This window comes from Mammaliicoccus sp. Q-M61, assembly GCF_022386055.1.
Lineage (GTDB): Bacteria > Bacillota > Bacilli > Staphylococcales > Staphylococcaceae > Mammaliicoccus > Mammaliicoccus sciuri_A.
In genome coordinates, this window is the sequence record NZ_JAJNJL010000004.1 from 116874 (window position 1) to 132157 (window position 15284).

Annotated in this window: 18 protein-coding genes; 13 read left to right on the top strand and 5 right to left on the bottom strand. The window is 32.7% G+C overall.

Annotated elements, in window-relative coordinates:
- Window positions 1–34 precede the first annotated feature (34 nt).
- Both LQ677_RS07635 and LQ677_RS07640 read left to right on the top strand, forming a co-directional pair.
- Window positions 35–562, top strand: coding sequence for a GNAT family N-acetyltransferase (locus tag LQ677_RS07635; RefSeq protein WP_037589282.1), 528 nt, complete (start codon window positions 35–37; stop codon window positions 560–562).
- A gap of 57 nt (window positions 563–619) precedes the next feature.
- Window positions 620–1135 carry a hypothetical protein gene (locus tag LQ677_RS07640; RefSeq protein ID WP_239748260.1) on the top strand — a complete coding sequence of 172 codons (516 nt, stop codon included), beginning with the start codon at window positions 620–622 and terminating at the stop codon, window positions 1133–1135.
- A 378-nt stretch (window positions 1136–1513) separates the two neighbouring features.
- On the opposite strand, the gene LQ677_RS07645 is transcribed toward LQ677_RS07640, so the two are convergent.
- Complete coding sequence (locus LQ677_RS07645) at window positions 1514–2197, bottom strand: DUF1129 family protein (RefSeq protein ID WP_239748261.1); 684 nt, start codon at window positions 2195–2197, stop codon at window positions 1514–1516.
- Between the two features lie 144 nt (window positions 2198–2341).
- On the opposite strand from LQ677_RS07645, the gene LQ677_RS07650 reads away from it, so the two are divergent.
- The 10 genes from LQ677_RS07650 (at window position 2342) to LQ677_RS07695 (ending at window position 12166) form a co-directional block, all read left to right on the top strand.
- Complete coding sequence (locus LQ677_RS07650; protein ID WP_239704797.1) at window positions 2342–3094, top strand: sulfite exporter TauE/SafE family protein; 753 nt, start codon at window positions 2342–2344, stop codon at window positions 3092–3094.
- Between the two features lie 11 nt (window positions 3095–3105).
- Window positions 3106–3543 carry a GNAT family N-acetyltransferase gene (locus tag LQ677_RS07655; protein WP_239748262.1) on the top strand — a complete coding sequence of 146 codons (438 nt, stop codon included), beginning with the start codon at window positions 3106–3108 and terminating at the stop codon, window positions 3541–3543.
- An 18-nt stretch (window positions 3544–3561) separates the two neighbouring features.
- On the top strand, window positions 3562–5604 hold the full coding sequence (locus LQ677_RS07660; RefSeq protein ID WP_239748263.1) for a cation:proton antiporter: 2043 nt from the start codon (window positions 3562–3564) through the stop codon (window positions 5602–5604).
- Between the two features lie 70 nt (window positions 5605–5674).
- A complete protein-coding gene (locus LQ677_RS07665; RefSeq protein ID WP_239748264.1) occupies window positions 5675–6526 on the top strand; it encodes an SA0632 family lipoprotein in 852 nt (283 codons plus the stop codon).
- Between the two features lie 68 nt (window positions 6527–6594).
- Window positions 6595–6888 (top strand): hypothetical protein, encoded by a 294-nt coding sequence (locus LQ677_RS07670; protein ID WP_037589276.1) that lies wholly within the window; start codon window positions 6595–6597, stop codon window positions 6886–6888.
- An 86-nt stretch (window positions 6889–6974) separates the two neighbouring features.
- Window positions 6975–8546 carry a DNA-binding protein gene (locus tag LQ677_RS07675; protein WP_191836365.1) on the top strand — a complete coding sequence of 524 codons (1572 nt, stop codon included), beginning with the start codon at window positions 6975–6977 and terminating at the stop codon, window positions 8544–8546.
- A gap of 675 nt (window positions 8547–9221) precedes the next feature.
- Window positions 9222–10742: an acetaldehyde dehydrogenase ExaC gene (gene exaC, locus LQ677_RS07680; RefSeq protein WP_103362177.1), complete on the top strand. Its 1521-nt coding sequence runs from the start codon at window positions 9222–9224 to the stop codon at window positions 10740–10742.
- Window positions 10743–11075, top strand: a complete 333-nt coding sequence (locus tag LQ677_RS07685; protein WP_025904728.1) for a DUF779 domain-containing protein — start codon at window positions 10743–10745, stop codon at window positions 11073–11075.
- Window positions 11076–11143: 68 nt separating this feature from the next.
- On the top strand, window positions 11144–11683 hold the full coding sequence (locus LQ677_RS07690) for a GNAT family N-acetyltransferase (RefSeq protein ID WP_037589273.1): 540 nt from the start codon (window positions 11144–11146) through the stop codon (window positions 11681–11683).
- 12 nt (window positions 11684–11695) lie between these two features.
- Window positions 11696–12166 (top strand): 2-thiouracil desulfurase family protein, encoded by a 471-nt coding sequence (locus LQ677_RS07695; protein ID WP_126476690.1) that lies wholly within the window; start codon window positions 11696–11698, stop codon window positions 12164–12166.
- Here LQ677_RS07695 and LQ677_RS07700 read toward each other — a convergent pair.
- Window positions 12141–12710 carry an LOG family protein gene (locus LQ677_RS07700; RefSeq protein WP_037589271.1) on the bottom strand — a complete coding sequence of 190 codons (570 nt, stop codon included), beginning with the start codon at window positions 12708–12710 and terminating at the stop codon, window positions 12141–12143. The two genes, LQ677_RS07695 and LQ677_RS07700, sit on opposite strands and share 26 nt — an antisense overlap.
- 75 nt (window positions 12711–12785) lie before the next feature.
- Here LQ677_RS07700 and LQ677_RS07705 point away from each other — a divergent pair, with 75 nt between their 5' ends.
- A complete protein-coding gene (locus LQ677_RS07705; RefSeq protein WP_078099953.1) occupies window positions 12786–13037 on the top strand; it encodes a hypothetical protein in 252 nt (83 codons plus the stop codon).
- 18 nt (window positions 13038–13055) lie between these two features.
- On the opposite strand, the gene LQ677_RS07710 is transcribed toward LQ677_RS07705, so the two are convergent.
- From LQ677_RS07710 to LQ677_RS07720, 3 genes are all read right to left on the bottom strand, one after another.
- On the bottom strand, window positions 13056–13511 hold the full coding sequence (locus LQ677_RS07710) for a YaiI/YqxD family protein (protein WP_227531867.1): 456 nt from the start codon (window positions 13509–13511) through the stop codon (window positions 13056–13058).
- Entirely contained in the window at window positions 13511–14347 is an 837-nt protein-coding gene (locus LQ677_RS07715) for a hypothetical protein (RefSeq protein ID WP_239704780.1), read from the bottom strand. Before LQ677_RS07715 ends, LQ677_RS07710 begins: the two co-directional genes overlap by 1 nt.
- Window positions 14348–14431: 84 nt before the next feature.
- Entirely contained in the window at window positions 14432–15277 is an 846-nt protein-coding gene (locus LQ677_RS07720) for an undecaprenyl-diphosphate phosphatase (protein ID WP_025904735.1), read from the bottom strand.
- Window positions 15278–15284: the final 7 nt, after the last annotated feature.

Sequence of the window (15284 nt, forward strand, 5' to 3'; positions counted from 1 at the left end):
ATACTAATAGATAAATAAATATCGGGGGTGCAACATGATTGAAATCCGACCAGTAGAAATGAACGACGCAAGTGAATTATTAGATATAGATGTACGTAATAGAGCGCTATTTGAATCATATTCAGCAGCAGATAGAAAAGATTCAGACTACCAACTCTATAATTACAGAAAAATTATCGATAAACATTTGCAAGATATGACTGAAGATAAGGGTTATCACTATGTCATTGTACATAAAGAAGATAATAAAGTAATCGGAACGATAGATTTATTTGCAGTCGTTAGACACAATATTCAGAGCTGTATGATGGGTTATGCATTAGACGAGGCATATAACGGAAAAGGTATTACAACATTGGCAGCAAAAGAAGTCATTCGTATCGCATTTAATGAATTAGGATTTCATAGAGTTGAAGCAGGCGTACAACCAACAAATATAGGTTCAGTTAGAGTATTAGAAAAAGCAGGCATGACACGCGAAGGACTAAACAGATCTAACGTAAGAATCAATGGCGAATGGAAAGACCATTACCTATATGCCATCGTAAATGAAAACTATTAAAGACAGGTGAGTAGCATGGTGGTAGTAGGGCTGGGTGTTTATATATGTTTGTTATTATTGGCTAATTACTTAATTAAAAATGAAAAATTCTATATTATTCATACGATGTTTACAATAATCTTTATTTGTTTTAGCCAAATTCCTTTAATTTATTATGCAAAACTTGATGGGGACTTAAATGGCATTGTATTGGTATTTGGATTGATATTTACAATACTGATGAGTGTGTCGATGTTTCTACAAGTGATTTGTGATTTATTAGCTTATACGAATTTGTTTAAAACAAAAACCATAGATAAAATGTTCAAAATTGTATCTGATCCATTTGAGGTAGCTGGTAATGTAATGAAATCAGTATGGTTATTACTATTAGGCATACATTTAATTCAAAACAATGACTATGGGATAGGATTACTAGTTCTCATATGGGGCATAACGATTGTCTATAATATTGGCATCCTTATAAATTATTTAACAAGACACAAGAAAGGTATTAGTCCAAATGTGATTTTTATAAATATTGAAACACTATTGATATTTTTAATTCTATATATAGGAACTTTTGTTATATGAGGTGACTTTCTGGACCGATAAAAATAATTACCGGTCCAGAAACAGGATTACCAGGCCGATAAAATAAAATATCGACCCGAAAACGAGATTTGCAGGCCGATAAAATAAAATATCGACCCGAAAACGAGATTTGCAGGCCGATAAATAAAAATATCGGCCCGAAAATGGGATTTGCAGGCCGATAAAAATAAATATCGACCCGAAAATGGGATTTGCAGGCCGATAAAAATAAATATCGACCCGAAAATGAGATTACCAGGCCGATAAAATAAATTATCGGCCTGGTAATTTCCTGTTATCGCATTAAATGAAACAAGCGGAACCATAATCAACGATGGTTCCGCTTGTTCTTCTCTATTGTCCTGCTCTGCTTGTCATCTACCTTGAATCTGGTTGGTCTATTTTTCTATGGTGATCTATATATAACCCAAGTGGTGTTAGTATGAATGAAAGTATGATATATGCCCAATTTGATGTATATATTTTAGGTCCTAATTGTAAATAGACGCCTGGTAAATAAAAGGCTAGTATCGTGACAACTAAAGTTCCAAATATCAATATATTAGTAATCATGGTTGTCCAATTGGATTCGCTATATATTCGTATTTGAACGACTTTAAATATCATCCATATAAATATAAAAATCATCGTAAATCCTGTTACAAAGGTGATGAGGAATGTATAAAGATATGTGAATTCAACTTGTGTGAAGAATCCTGTGAATCCTCTTATAAATGAGAAGACACCTAACAAAATAAGGATGTGTAATCCGATAAATTTAAATATATTCTGGAATGTTCTATTTGGCATATTTTTAATCATCGTATCGGCATGTTTTTTTGGATCGTGGTCAAAAAATTCCATGGCATGCATGCCGTCTTTTTCGGCACTTAACAAATGATTAAGTATATTGAGCAACATTTTCTCTGAGTCATATTCATTGATGCTCAAATTTGCACGTACATATGTTATATAATTTTCGTAAACTTCTCTATCGTGACTATTGAGTCTTAATCGTTTTACGTTGTTTTCTATTATAAGGTCGCGTGTTGATTTTTTCATCAGCGTTTTCCTTTCTGTTATCAATAATTTTATTTTAACAAGTATTTTCTAATAAAAACATTACAAATTTGAGGTTTATACTTTTTACAGATGATTCATTTTTCGATATTATTAAATGTAACAGGTGGTGTAGTCTTGGAGATCATGACATTATTTATTATCTTTTTAGTAGGGGTTTTTGCAGGAACGATTAATATCGTATCTGCTGGTGGCTCATTAATTGTTTTGCCATTACTTATATTTTTTGGACTACCAACTACTGTTGCGAACGCATCGAACAGGGTTGCGATTTTAGTTCAAAATTTATTAGCGTTATATGTGTTTTATATAAAAGGCATGAAAAATGTTAAGTTGAGCTTGATGTTAAGTGTGCCTGCTATTATTGGCTCTTTCATTGGCGTTCATTTCGCTATAAATCTCCCGGATGCTGTCTTTAACCGCATGTTAGGTATTATTATGCTTCTCGTTTTAATCGTTATGATTATTCCTACCAGATGGAAAGATACACAAAAACAATCTGAAAAATTATCTATCTTTAGAATTGTACTTCTCATTATTGTTTTTCTAGCACTTGGTATTTATGGTGGCATTGTTCAAGCTGCTGTAGGATTTTTATTTATTATAGCTTTAAATTTAATTATGCCAAGACTGACTTATGCTGAAGTTCAGTGTATGAAGACGTTAGTTATAACGATTTACTTATCATTATCTACTTTTGTTTTTATTTTTCAAGGTTATGTTAATTGGCCATTTGCCATAAGTTTAGCACTTGGTTCAGGATTAGGTGGCTTTATAGGTGGTCGTTTAACAGTTTCTTTACCTGAAAAGAAACTAAAAATCATAATGTTTATTATTATATTTATTTTAGCAATTAAATTATTAATCGAGAATAATTAGGTAGGGTAAAAATGTTTGTCATAAAAAATATAGAAGATGACGCAACGATATATAGCATTAGTGAAATGGCTGCTTCTTCATTTAAAGATGAAAATCAAAGCTTGAGACTTGCTACATCATTAGAATACGAAGCAATAAAGCGATCTCTTGAATATGAGAAGAGTGTTTTGAAAGGTGCTTTAATTCAAGATGAATGCATCGGTTTTATATGGGCGAAATATAATGTTCATGATCGAGAGGTTAAGATATACAACCTTCTCGTTGAGAAAAGTCAAAGAAATAAAGGTATAGCAACCGCTTTGAAACGAGAAATAGAAAAGTGGGCGAAAGAAATGGGTGCGTATACCATCGTTTCAACAGTCCATGCTCACAATAAAACAATGATTCAAATAAATGAATCAATGGACTACGAAGTTGAAAAAGTTATTATGCGTAAAAAGTTATTTTAAACAGAAGAGAGGAATTTTATGGCCATATTTGAAGGTTTCTTATGGTTCATCATGGGTATCATCCTAAGTTCAATCATACATCATTATATTTCTAAGATACCTTTAAGTTTTGTTCAAATCATAATTGGTTTTGTTATATTCTTATCTCCAATTCCAGTTGAATTAAACTTTGAGTCAGAAGTATTTATGGTAGGAATTATCGCACCATTGCTATTTTTAGAAGGTATTTCGGTATCACGTTTCCATTTAGCGAGATATTTGAAACCTGTTATGTCAATGGCATTAGTGCTTGTATTCTCAACAGTTATTGGTCTCGGCTTCTTATTACATATTATCTGGCCAGAATTACCATTAGCTGCATGTTTTGCAATTGGTGCAATTGTGTCACCTACAGATGCGGTAGCCGTTCAAGCTATTGCGAAAGGTAAATTATTGCCTAAAGGTTCTATGACTATATTAGAAGGTGAATCTTTACTAAATGATGCTGCAGGTATCTTATCATTTAAGATTGCATTAGCCGCATTAGTAGGCGGTTCATTCTCATTAACTGGTGCAGTTGGCCAGTTCTTTATAACTGCAATCGGTGGCGCAATTGTTGGTCTAATCATTGGTTATGGTGTTGTACAATTACGTGTTTATTTAACACGTAATGGGATTAATAACGGTAATATGTTGACGTTCATCCAAGTTATTACACCATTTTTAGTTTATATTATTGCTGAAACATTCCATTCATCAGGTATTATTGCTGCAGTTGTTGCAGGTTTAATTCACGGTGTTGAAAAAGACAGAATTGCTCAAGCAACGACGAAAGAGCAAGTAACATATAATCATACATGGGATTTACTGAGTTATTTATTAAACGGTTTTGTATTTATTTTATTAGGTTTCTTAATACCTGAGGTCATGATTAATATATTAGAAGAACCACAACATGAAATTATGCATGTTATTGGTATTACACTATTTGTAGCTGCATTAGTGTATCTATTTAGATACATTTGGGTGCTTATTTCATATCCATATTTCTATTTACCAGAAAGTCGATTTTCTAAAATGTTAAATACGGGTAAAGATATTGCGCCAGAGTCAGAAATAGATAAACCAAATCGCTTTAAATATGCGTTTATTATGACGATTTGTGGTGTTCACGGTACCATTTCATTAGCAATCGCATTGATGTTGCCATTTAAATTGTCAGAACACACTGATTTTATTTATCGTGATCATCTATTGTTTATCGCAACAGGTGTTATTTTAATCAGTCTTGTGCTCGCGCAATTAATATTGCCGCTCGTTACACCAAAAGCTAAACCGAAAGATCAAAGTTTATTAACGTTTAACGAAGCGAAAATTTTATTAATTGAAAGTGCATTAGAAAATCTACAAGAATTTTACAGTAAAGAAACAAGCTATATTTACGGTAAAATCACACGTAGTTATCATATGCAATTATCATTCTTAAGAGAAAATGAAGAAAAAGACGAAGATATTAAAGAGTTAGAACGTATGCAACGCATTGCGATTGATACAGAATTCAATACGTTGGATAAACTCATTAAAGAAAATAAAATATCTCAAAGTACATTTGATAACTACAGACAAATTACTGAACGTTCATCAACATTTAAAAATGCTTCATTATATACAAAAGTGAATTTAATGTTGAAATTATTTGTTAGACGTAGAAAAATTAAAACATTCATCAATGCTACAAGTTCACTTTCAATTGAAAGTAACATTAAAGAAATGAGATTTATCAGTAAAGAAGTGCATTTCAATGTTGTTAAAAGATTAACCGAAGAAATGAATGACAACAATGAATTTGAAATTAGTATTGTATGTGATTCTTACTTAAACAAAGTTGAAAGATTAACGCCTGATTACTTTAAAGGTAATCACACTGCTGTATATACAGAAATGGAAATTTACGCATTAAGAATTCAAAGAGAAATGATTAATCAGTTAACAGAAGAAGGTAAAGTCAGTCGTTCAATGGCAATCAAACTAAGAGAATCTGTTAATTATGATGAAATGATTGTTCTCGGTAACAGCATATAGTTTGTTTTCAATAGATAGCTTACATGTTGTGTGGTAAAATGTTTAAGACTATATATAGGAGGCGACACCTATGAAGAAGGCACTTTTACTTATGGTGAGCTCATCAATTATTCTAGCAGCGTGTGGCAATGATGATGAACAGAAAAATCTAGAACAAGAAATTAAATCTTTAGAGAAATCGACTAAAGATTATCAAAAAGATAAAAAGTCTTTAGAAAAAGAAAATGAAAAGTTAAAAGAAAGTATTAAAGATAAAGAAGAACAATTAAAAAAACTTGAAGATGAAGTGAAAAGTAATCAATCAGATACAGAAGAATCTAAAAGTAGCAAAGAAGATTCTTCAGACAAAAAAGAAACTTCAAGTGCTGAAAGTAAAGAGGACTCAGCAAAAAAGCCATTTCCTAATACAATTCGAACGTCAACAAATGGAGATGTTGAACTCATTCATGATCTTAAAGATAAACATTTTCAATTTGAAGACAGTGGCATGAAAGTCAATATTGATCATTTGCAAATTTTCCAAGTGCATAACATGCCTGAAGGACAGGTCTTACTGTTTAACGGTGCGAAAAATGGTTATGTCGTGATGTATGAAGTATTAACTGAAAATACTTCTAATCATAAGTTATACTATGATAATACGGCATCTATTCAAGATGGCAGTCATAAACAACGATCTGATTATGCATCATTTATACCAGACTCTCACAATGAAAAGTACATGAAAAAGTCTAAAGAAAATACAGATGAATATCAGCCTGGTGAAAAGACAAAAAGTTTAAAATCTATTCCAATTTCTCATGAAGCCTATGTTGCGCTTAAAAATAACCGTGCTACTTTTAATATACACGGTGGTGTAAGTAAATCAGCTACATTTGATGATGCAACTGATAAAGTAAAATCATTTAAATTAGATTTATAAGTCGCGTTTAGATTGAATTGTATTAGGGAATAAACAACAAAGGATTATTTGAAAAGAGGGATGTCATCGTGCACGAAAAAGAATTTGTTCTGATTGAAGGCGGAAAAATGACATTATTAGAATTAGGTCATGAAATCGAAACAATCACAGGTCGAACATTACAATCAACAACAGGTGAGGTTAGAAGTTGGCCATCAGAAGCAGTAAATTTTAATCGCAAATCTAATATTAATCAAGTCACATATCGTTTTAATGATGTTAACGATTTGATTGATGCAACGATTGAAGTTCCTAGAGGCTTTAAAAATTATGATACTGATCCTGTAACAATTAAACTGCTAACATATATTAGAAAAGCATAGAACACATAACGGAGCGGGATGATGAAATCTTTTAAGTTTAAAAGATTTCTCACTCGCTCCATATTTTATACATAAGGAGAAATATAATGAAGTCTAAACTGTCGATATTGAGTTTAATAACACTGATTGTCTTTGTTATTGCAGGTTGTTCAAATGACGCAACTGAGAAAGAAGGTAAAGATGGAAAAATTGTATTATCACCTAAAAGTGATGATATAAAAGGGAAAGTCTTGTTTGATAGTGCACATGGTCAAACAGCAGGCAGCGCAGATTGGGTCATCAATGGTGGCTTTTCTGATTTTGCTGATGCATTAACTAAAGAAAACTATGAAGTAACAGATTTAGGGTATAACCAATTATTAGATTATGACAAAATGAAAAATTATGAAGTCGTTGTTATTCCAGAGGCTAATAATCCACTTAAAGCGAGTGAACAAGACGCTATAGAGCAGTATGTGAAGTCTGGTGGCAGTATATTAATGATTAGTGATCATTATAATGCCGATAGAAACTTTAATCGATATGACTCTTCAGAAGTGATGAATGGTTATAGAAGAGGTGCGTTTGATAATCCTACAAAAGGCATGAACGCTGAAGAAAGCTCGTCAGATAAGATGAAAGATGTTCAAAGTAGAGATTTCTTAAACGAAGTGTTTGGCTTAAGATTTAGATACAATGCATTAGGTAACATTAAAGTAGATGATTTAGCGGATGAAAAAGATAGCTTTGGAATTACTAAAGGTGTTAAAGCAGTATCGATGCATGCCGGTTCAACAATCGCCATTACAGATCCTAATAAAGCAAAAGGTGTCGCTTTTGTTCCTAAATTATCAAAAGATGATGCATGGAATCATGCTGTTGACCAAGGTATATACAATGGTGGTGGCCGCAATGAAGGTCCATATATAGCTGTGAGTAAAGTATCTAAAGGTAAAGGCGCATTTATAGGTGATTCTTCAATGGTAGAAGATAAGTCACCAAAGTATAAACGTGAAGACAATGGTGAAACTAAAAAGACTTATGATGGATTTAAAGAAGAAGATAACCAAAAAATGATTATGCAAATTGTAGAATGGTTAAATAAAAAAGATGACCAACAAGATTTATCATCTTTGAATGTTCAACTTGATGAAAAAACGCAGTTGTTAAATTTTGAACAACCAGAAAATAGTAGAGAAAATGAAAAAGAACCTTGGGGAACACCTAAACAAGGATATAAATGGTATGATTCGTCAACTTATGCATCTGGAAGTTATGGTGCAAACTCTGAAAGTAAGAATAATAAAGATGATCAATCAACAACACCTCGTTCAAAAGAACAAAATAATAATCAATCATCTAAGAGTGACCAAGGTGCATTTGAAATGCCATCATCTGTTCAGAAACAAGAGAAATTTCAAATAACAGTCCATGTCGATGAATCGAAATTAGTAAATCATAAATTCCAGTTGTCGATTAAAAATAAAGACGGACAAGAAGTAGGTATGTTCGACGGACAAGCACCAGGTGTTTCAAGTTCAGTATCACCAAAAATTAAAAACGGTGTAACCGATTGGTATTTTAAATCCAAAATAGCAAACGAAGCGGATAACGAAGTAGAAGTTGAAGTCTTATCAGGCGGCAACGTGATAGCCAAAACGACATTAAATGTACAATAACGGGTGTCGTTAGGGACAGAATTCTGAGAAATGTCCGTAAGAGGCGTTGTTAGGGACAGAATTCTGAGAAATGTCCGTAAGAGGCGTTGTTAGGGACAGAATTCCGAGAAATGTCCATAAGAGGCGTTGTTAGGGACAGAATTCCGAGAAATGTCCGTAAGAGGTGCTGTTAGGGACAGAATTCCGAGAAATGTCCGTAAGAGGTGCTGTTAGGGACAGAATTCCGAGAAATGTCCGTAAGAGTGGTTGTTAGTGACAGAATTCTGAGAAATGTCCGTAAGAGTGGTTGTTAGTGACAGAATTCTGAGAAATGTCCGTAAAGGGGGGGCTCTAATTACCAGAATTCAGAATAATGGAAGTTACAGCGTTCTAATTACCACAATTCGAAATAATGGAAGTTACAGTGTTCTAATTACCAGAATTCAGAATAATGGAAGTTACAGCGTTCTAATTACCAGAATTCAGAATTCTGACATTTAGCGCTATCTCAATAAAATTCATATAACGACATTTAAGCGTCTGGGCATAAGTTTATGCTCCAGACGCTTTTTATATATAGATATTTGTAACTTTTTATTTAAATTTTTATTAATAATATAAAATGCATTTTATTTGATGTAAGCGTTTTCCTAGATTAAAATTAAAGTGTAATTAATTTAAGGGAGGCGTTTTAATATGGCTTTTGAATATCCAACTGCAGCAAATGCAAAATACAAAGTTAAAGACAAGTATCAGAACTTTATCGGTGGTAAATGGGTGGATCCTAAAAATGGTGAATTCTTTGATAATGGATCACCGGTAACTGGTGAAGTATATGCAAAAATTCCTCGTTCTACAAAAGAAGACATAGATGAAGCAGTTAAAGCAGCGCATAAAGCACAAGTTGAGTGGGCGAAAAAATCGCCAGCTGAACATTCGCAATTACTCTTAGATATAGCCGATCGTATTGAAGAAAATTTAGAAGAATTAGCAGTTATTGAAACATTTGATAATGGTAAACCTATTAGAGAATGTTTAGCAGCTGATTTACCATTAGTTGTGGATCATTTTAGATACTTTGCTGGTGTGGTCAGAGCAGAAGAAGGGGCAATCTCTCAAATTGACGACAATACAGTAGCGTATCACTTTAAGGAACCTATTGGGGTTGTAGGTCAAATTATTCCATGGAACTTTCCGTTATTAATGGCTACTTGGAAATTAGCGCCAGCAATTGTTACAGGTAACGCTGTTGTACTTAAACCAGCAGAACAAACGCCTGTATCTATTTTACATCTTATTGAACTGATTCAAGACTTATTACCAGAAGGCTTGATTAATGTTGTAAATGGTTTTGGTGCAGAAGCAGGACAAGCTTTAGCAACACATGAAAATATTAATAAAGTTGCATTTACAGGTGAAACAACTACTGGTCGTATCATCATGCAAAATGCGAGTCAAAACTTAATTCCAGTAACCCTTGAATTAGGTGGTAAATCACCAAATATCTTCTTCAAAGATATTATGGATGAAGATGATGACTTCTTAGATAAAGCTGTTGAAGGATTAGTAATGTTCGCACTTAACCAAGGTGAAGTATGTACATGTCCATCAAGAGCATTGGTACATGAAGATATTTATGATAAATTCATCGAAAAATGTATCGAACGTGTAAAACAAATTAAGACAGGTAATCCTCTCGATCCAGAAACAATGCTTGGTGCACAAACTTCACAAGAACAAGCTGAAAAAATTAAGAGCTATTTAGATATTGGTAAACAAGAAGGTGCAGAAGTATTAGTTGGTGGTAATGTAAGAGAAGAAGCTGGAGAATTAGAAAATGGTTTCTATATTGAACCAACAATATTTAAAGGCACACAAAATATGAGAATATTCCAAGAAGAAATCTTTGGACCAGTATTATCATTAGCAACATTTAAAGATGATGAAGAAGCATTAGAAATGGCGAATGATACTTTATATGGTTTAGGTGCAGGTATTTGGACTAGAAACCAAAATAAAGCTTATCGCTTTGGTAGAGGTATCCAAGCAGGTCGTGTATGGGTGAATAACTACCATACTTATCCAGCTCACGCTGCTTTCGGTGGTTACAAAATGAGTGGTATTGGCCGTGAGAACCATAAGATGATGTTAGAACATTATCAACAAACTAAAAACTTACTCGTGAGTTATGACGAGAAGCCTGCAGGACTGTTCTAAATGACTGAACAAGTCACTGCTACTGAAAAAGCCAAATCACTCATTAGAGAATTAAAGAAAACACATGGTGAAAACCTTATTTTTCATCAATCAGGTGGATGTTGTGATGGTAGCTCTCCAATGTTATTTGTTGAAGGAACATTAATTATTGGAGATGTAGATGTGAAATTAGGTGAAATTGAAGGTGTCCCATTCTATATGAATAATAAGCAATATGAATATTGGAAACATACGAATTTAGAAGTCGATGTTGTCGATGGAAGAGGCGGTATGTTTAGTATAGAAGGCCCAACTGGGAAGAGGTTTCACATTAGGAGTTCAGTAAGATCATAATTTTTTGAAGGATGTGCTAAAATATTAGTACATCCTTTTTTGAATATGATAAAGGTTGGGTGAATGAAATGAAACATTACATTGAAACAAAACGTTTAATACTTAGAAATTGGAAAGATGAGGATGTTGCATTATTTCAAAGTATGAATGCAAGTCCTGAAGTGAGAAGATACTTTCCAGATATATTGAGCTATCGTGCGACTGAAAATACGATTAACCAAATGAAATCAGTCATCGATCAACATGAAATTGGTTTATTTGCTGTGGAATTAAAAGAAACTAAAAGCTTTATCGGTATGGTAGGTTTGAATTATATTCCAGAAGGTAGCGAATTAAGTTTCCCAGAATTACCTTTTTATGAAATAGGTTGGCGAATGGATAAGGATGTATGGGGTAATGGGTTAGCAACAGAAGCGGCGGAAGCGGTATTAACGTATGCTAAATCAAAAGGTATCGATGAAGTGTATAGTTTTACGTCGGAAATTAATAAACCTTCCAGAAGAGTCATGGAAAAATTAGAAATGAACCATATTAGGAATTTCTTGCATCCAAAAGTCATACATGATGATGATTTAGCAGCACATGTTTTATATCATAAAGTATTGTAAGGAGTAGATGATATGATCGTTATTAGTGCATGTTTAGTTGGAGAAAAAGTAAGGTATGATGGCAACCATAAGTTGGATTTATTCTATAAGAATTTAATAGATGAGAAGAAAGCGATTAGTATTTGTCCTGAAATATTAGGTGGCTTACAAGTTCCAAGAGAACCAGCAGAAATCATCGGAGGAGATGGTTATGATGTGTGGAATGATCAAGCAAAGGTCATGACTGTTACAGGTCGTGATGTCACAATACAATTTAAAGAAGGCGCTAAACGTGCACTCTCTATTATTAAAGATTTAAATGCCGATACAGTTATTCTGAAAAGTGACAGTCCTTCATGTGGTAGTACTGTTATATACGATGGTACATTTACGGGAAATAAAAAAGAAGGTGTCGGTGTTACGACAGCCCTCTTTACATTAAATGATATTAACGTCTATGATGAAAAAACATTTTTAACTATTTTTGATAATCACGAAGTTTAACGGGTTGTGCCATTTTCATAGCACTAAATAAATCATCGATATTTTCTTTAATAATCGCTAAATTTTTATAATCTGAACTGATAAATTCAGTCGATATTAAATGATCAATCATTAAACTTAATGGATTGAAAAATTGTTTAGTATTTAATGCACCAATTGGTTTATGATGTAGTCCTATTTGAGACCATGTATAAATTTCAAAGAATTCCTCTAAAGAACCAGCACCACCAGGTAACATAATGAATGCATCAGCCATATCAGACATCATTTGTTTTCTTTCATGCATTGTTTCGACAACATGATATTCTGTTAAATTTTCATGAGCGATTTCACGTTCTCCTAAAAATCTTGGCATTACGCCAATAGCAATACCATCATGGTCAATGACACCATTGGCTACTGCTCCCATCATGCCAGTTGATCCGGCACCATATACTAATTCATATTTATTTTCGGCTAAATATTTACCTAACGCATAAGCTTGTTCTGTATAAATTGGGTCATTTCCCTTACTTGCACCACAGAAAACAGCAATTTTCTTCATATATATTACTCCTCTCACATATGTAGTATAATAACTTAAAAGATACTTCTATTTATTTAAGAAGGGGGTATAACTGTGAATATATTTTTAATGGTCGTGCTTATTGTACTTATTTCATCAGTAGCGGGTCTTATAAAAAACCATCAAAGTAAAACGGTTAGAATAGAAAAAATTAAATCCCAACGTGTTAAAGATGAATTAGAACTTGAGAAACTAAAGCATGAGAACTATCTATTAGAAACAGATAAGATGCGTTTAGAATTAGAACAAATGAAAGAAACAGATAAAGTTAATTTAGAAAAAGCTAAAAAACAAATGATAGAATAATAACATTCTGGACGATTATCATTGTCCAGAATGTTTTTTTATTAATTTTGATAGAAATTCTGAAAAAACTTTATGGTCTTCTTGTGTGAGTTTTTTAGGACCTTTCGTTCTACCACCTTGTTGACGTACTTGAGCAGAAATATGTCTTTGCGTTAACAGTTGTTCAATATTTTGAGGCGTATACTCGTAACCTTTATGGTGGATAACGTGAAGGGCTTTATTTAATAGAAGACTCGCTAGTCCGTAATCTTGCGTTACAACGATATCATCTGGTTGCGTCAATTTGACAATTCTAAAGTCTGCACTATCAGCACCATGATCAACATATATTGTTGAAACATAATCGGGATATTCTGTTAGTGAAAAATGGTTAACACTTCTAATAATAAGAACAGAGATGCCTGTATGTTGAGTTAAGCGAATGATATCATCCGTAACTGGACAAGCATCTCCATCTATAATAATTCTGTTAATCATTTATTGCGGCGAAATCTTTTTTTAGATTTTTTATGTTCAGATGTATGTTCATCATATGGAAATTGACTGATATGTTGAGACATAGACGATCTATGTTGATTAAATAGAAGATGACTAGATTTTTCTTCTTTCTCATTTCTAACTCTTTCATTGACTAATTCTTGAATGTTTGGTTTTGCTTGTTTAGAGCTTACGTCGTTGATTGATTTTGCATGACTGCTTTGTGTAGTTGCTGTGTTCATTTGATGTCCCTCATATTTCTTTATTTCTTTAATGCGTTCTTCTTTGTTTTGTTGCTCTAATTTTTGTTCTTCTTGTTCACGTGCTTCGATATTACTTTGTAACTTTTTATCTAACTTAGATACATCTTTTTCGTTTTCTTTTTGAAGTTTTTCACCTTTTTTAGCTTGTTGTTCTTCAAGCTTTTGGTAGTGTGTGAGTTCTTTAATACGCGCTTTTTTATTTTCTTTTTGTGCTTTTTCTTCTTCTTTTTTACGAGCATCGATATTTTTTTGAAGTTTTTTATCTAAATGATCAATTTCTTTTTGTTGTTGTTTTGCTTCTTTTTGTTCTTCTTTAAAAGGTTGTTTCATTTGTTTGTTGTACTCATATAAACGTTTCTTTTGAACGACATATGATTTTACAGGTTGTGTTTTTTCTGCAACTTTATCTTTCGTTTCGATTGTTTTATCTTTTACTTTATGTGAAAAATCAACAGTCGTCTCAGTTACATGTTTAACATCTGGATGTTCTTTTATTTTTTTGCGTTCTCTAATTAATGGTACTAATACAAGTGGTAATGTGTTAACAATTAATTTAACTTTATCATTCATGAGTCATTCCTCCGTAGTTATTTCTTATAATATATCTTACTCCAATACCCTATATCATAATCTTCAAACGATTGGTACGATGTGTTAGCCGATATTCTGACCAATTCCAAAACCGAAATATGCAATAGCAATAATAATAACTAAAATAATACGATAAATCGCAAAAGGTATTAATTTTACTCTATTAATCAGTTTTAAGAATAATTTGATTGAAATCAGTCCAAATATAAATGATGCGATAAACCCTACAATATAAAAAGGTATTTGATCTAATGTTATAAATTGTAGATTTCCAAGTAACGCTTTTGCACTTGCTGCAAACATAATAGGTACTGCCATAATAAATGTAAAGTCAGAAGCTGCCTTGTGATCTAACTTTAAGAAGACACCTGTTGAAATAGTTGAACCTGAACGACTAAATCCTGGCCATAATGCAATTGCTTGAGATAGGCCAATTACAAATGCTTTTGGATAGTTCATATCATCTACTTTGTGTGGATTTGTGACGCGTTTAGAATACATATCCGCACCAATCATATATATAGCTCCAAGTAATAAACCGATTAATACAGTTGGGACACTAAATAAATGTTCTTCAATGAAATCATCAAATAATAGTCCGAGAATACCAGCTGGTACAAGCCCGACAATAATATGTGATAATTTTAATTTTCTTTTTTGCTGTTCATTTTGTTTAATATGTAACATTTCAAAATATCGATTTCTAAATATCCATGCTGCTGCAAGGATCGAACCTAATTGGATCACAACTTTAAATGTGAATGCTGATTCGCTTCCAAGAAAGGCTTTAGATTTTAACCACATATCATCTACTAAAATTTGATGACCTGTAGATGAAACAGGTGCGAATTCTGTTAAACCTTCAACAATACCTAATATAATAGCTTTTATTAATTCTAATATAAACATAGCTTTG

Coding starts and splice junctions, on each gene's coding strand:
- LQ677_RS07635 (WP_037589282.1), top strand. CDS start 35: ATGATTGAAATCCGACCAGTAGAAATGAACGACGCAAGTGAATTATTA.
- LQ677_RS07665 (WP_239748264.1), top strand. CDS start 5,675: ATGAAGAAGGCACTTTTACTTATGGTGAGCTCATCAATTATTCTAGCA.
- LQ677_RS07645 (WP_239748261.1), bottom strand. CDS start 2,197: ATGAAAAAATCAACACGCGACCTTATAATAGAAAACAACGTAAAACGA.
- LQ677_RS07675 (WP_191836365.1), top strand. CDS start 6,975: ATGAAGTCTAAACTGTCGATATTGAGTTTAATAACACTGATTGTCTTT.
- LQ677_RS07660 (WP_239748263.1), top strand. CDS start 3,562: ATGGCCATATTTGAAGGTTTCTTATGGTTCATCATGGGTATCATCCTA.
- LQ677_RS07720 (WP_025904735.1), bottom strand. CDS start 15,277: ATGTTTATATTAGAATTAATAAAAGCTATTATATTAGGTATTGTTGAA.
- LQ677_RS07690 (WP_037589273.1), top strand. CDS start 11,144: ATGAAACATTACATTGAAACAAAACGTTTAATACTTAGAAATTGGAAA.
- LQ677_RS07695 (WP_126476690.1), top strand. CDS start 11,696: ATGATCGTTATTAGTGCATGTTTAGTTGGAGAAAAAGTAAGGTATGAT.
- LQ677_RS07685 (WP_025904728.1), top strand. CDS start 10,743: ATGACTGAACAAGTCACTGCTACTGAAAAAGCCAAATCACTCATTAGA.
- LQ677_RS07655 (WP_239748262.1), top strand. CDS start 3,106: ATGTTTGTCATAAAAAATATAGAAGATGACGCAACGATATATAGCATT.
- LQ677_RS07650 (WP_239704797.1), top strand. CDS start 2,342: ATGACATTATTTATTATCTTTTTAGTAGGGGTTTTTGCAGGAACGATT.
- LQ677_RS07700 (WP_037589271.1), bottom strand. CDS start 12,710: ATGAAGAAAATTGCTGTTTTCTGTGGTGCAAGTAAGGGAAATGACCCA.
- exaC (WP_103362177.1), top strand. CDS start 9,222: ATGGCTTTTGAATATCCAACTGCAGCAAATGCAAAATACAAAGTTAAA.
- LQ677_RS07715 (WP_239704780.1), bottom strand. CDS start 14,347: ATGAATGATAAAGTTAAATTAATTGTTAACACATTACCACTTGTATTA.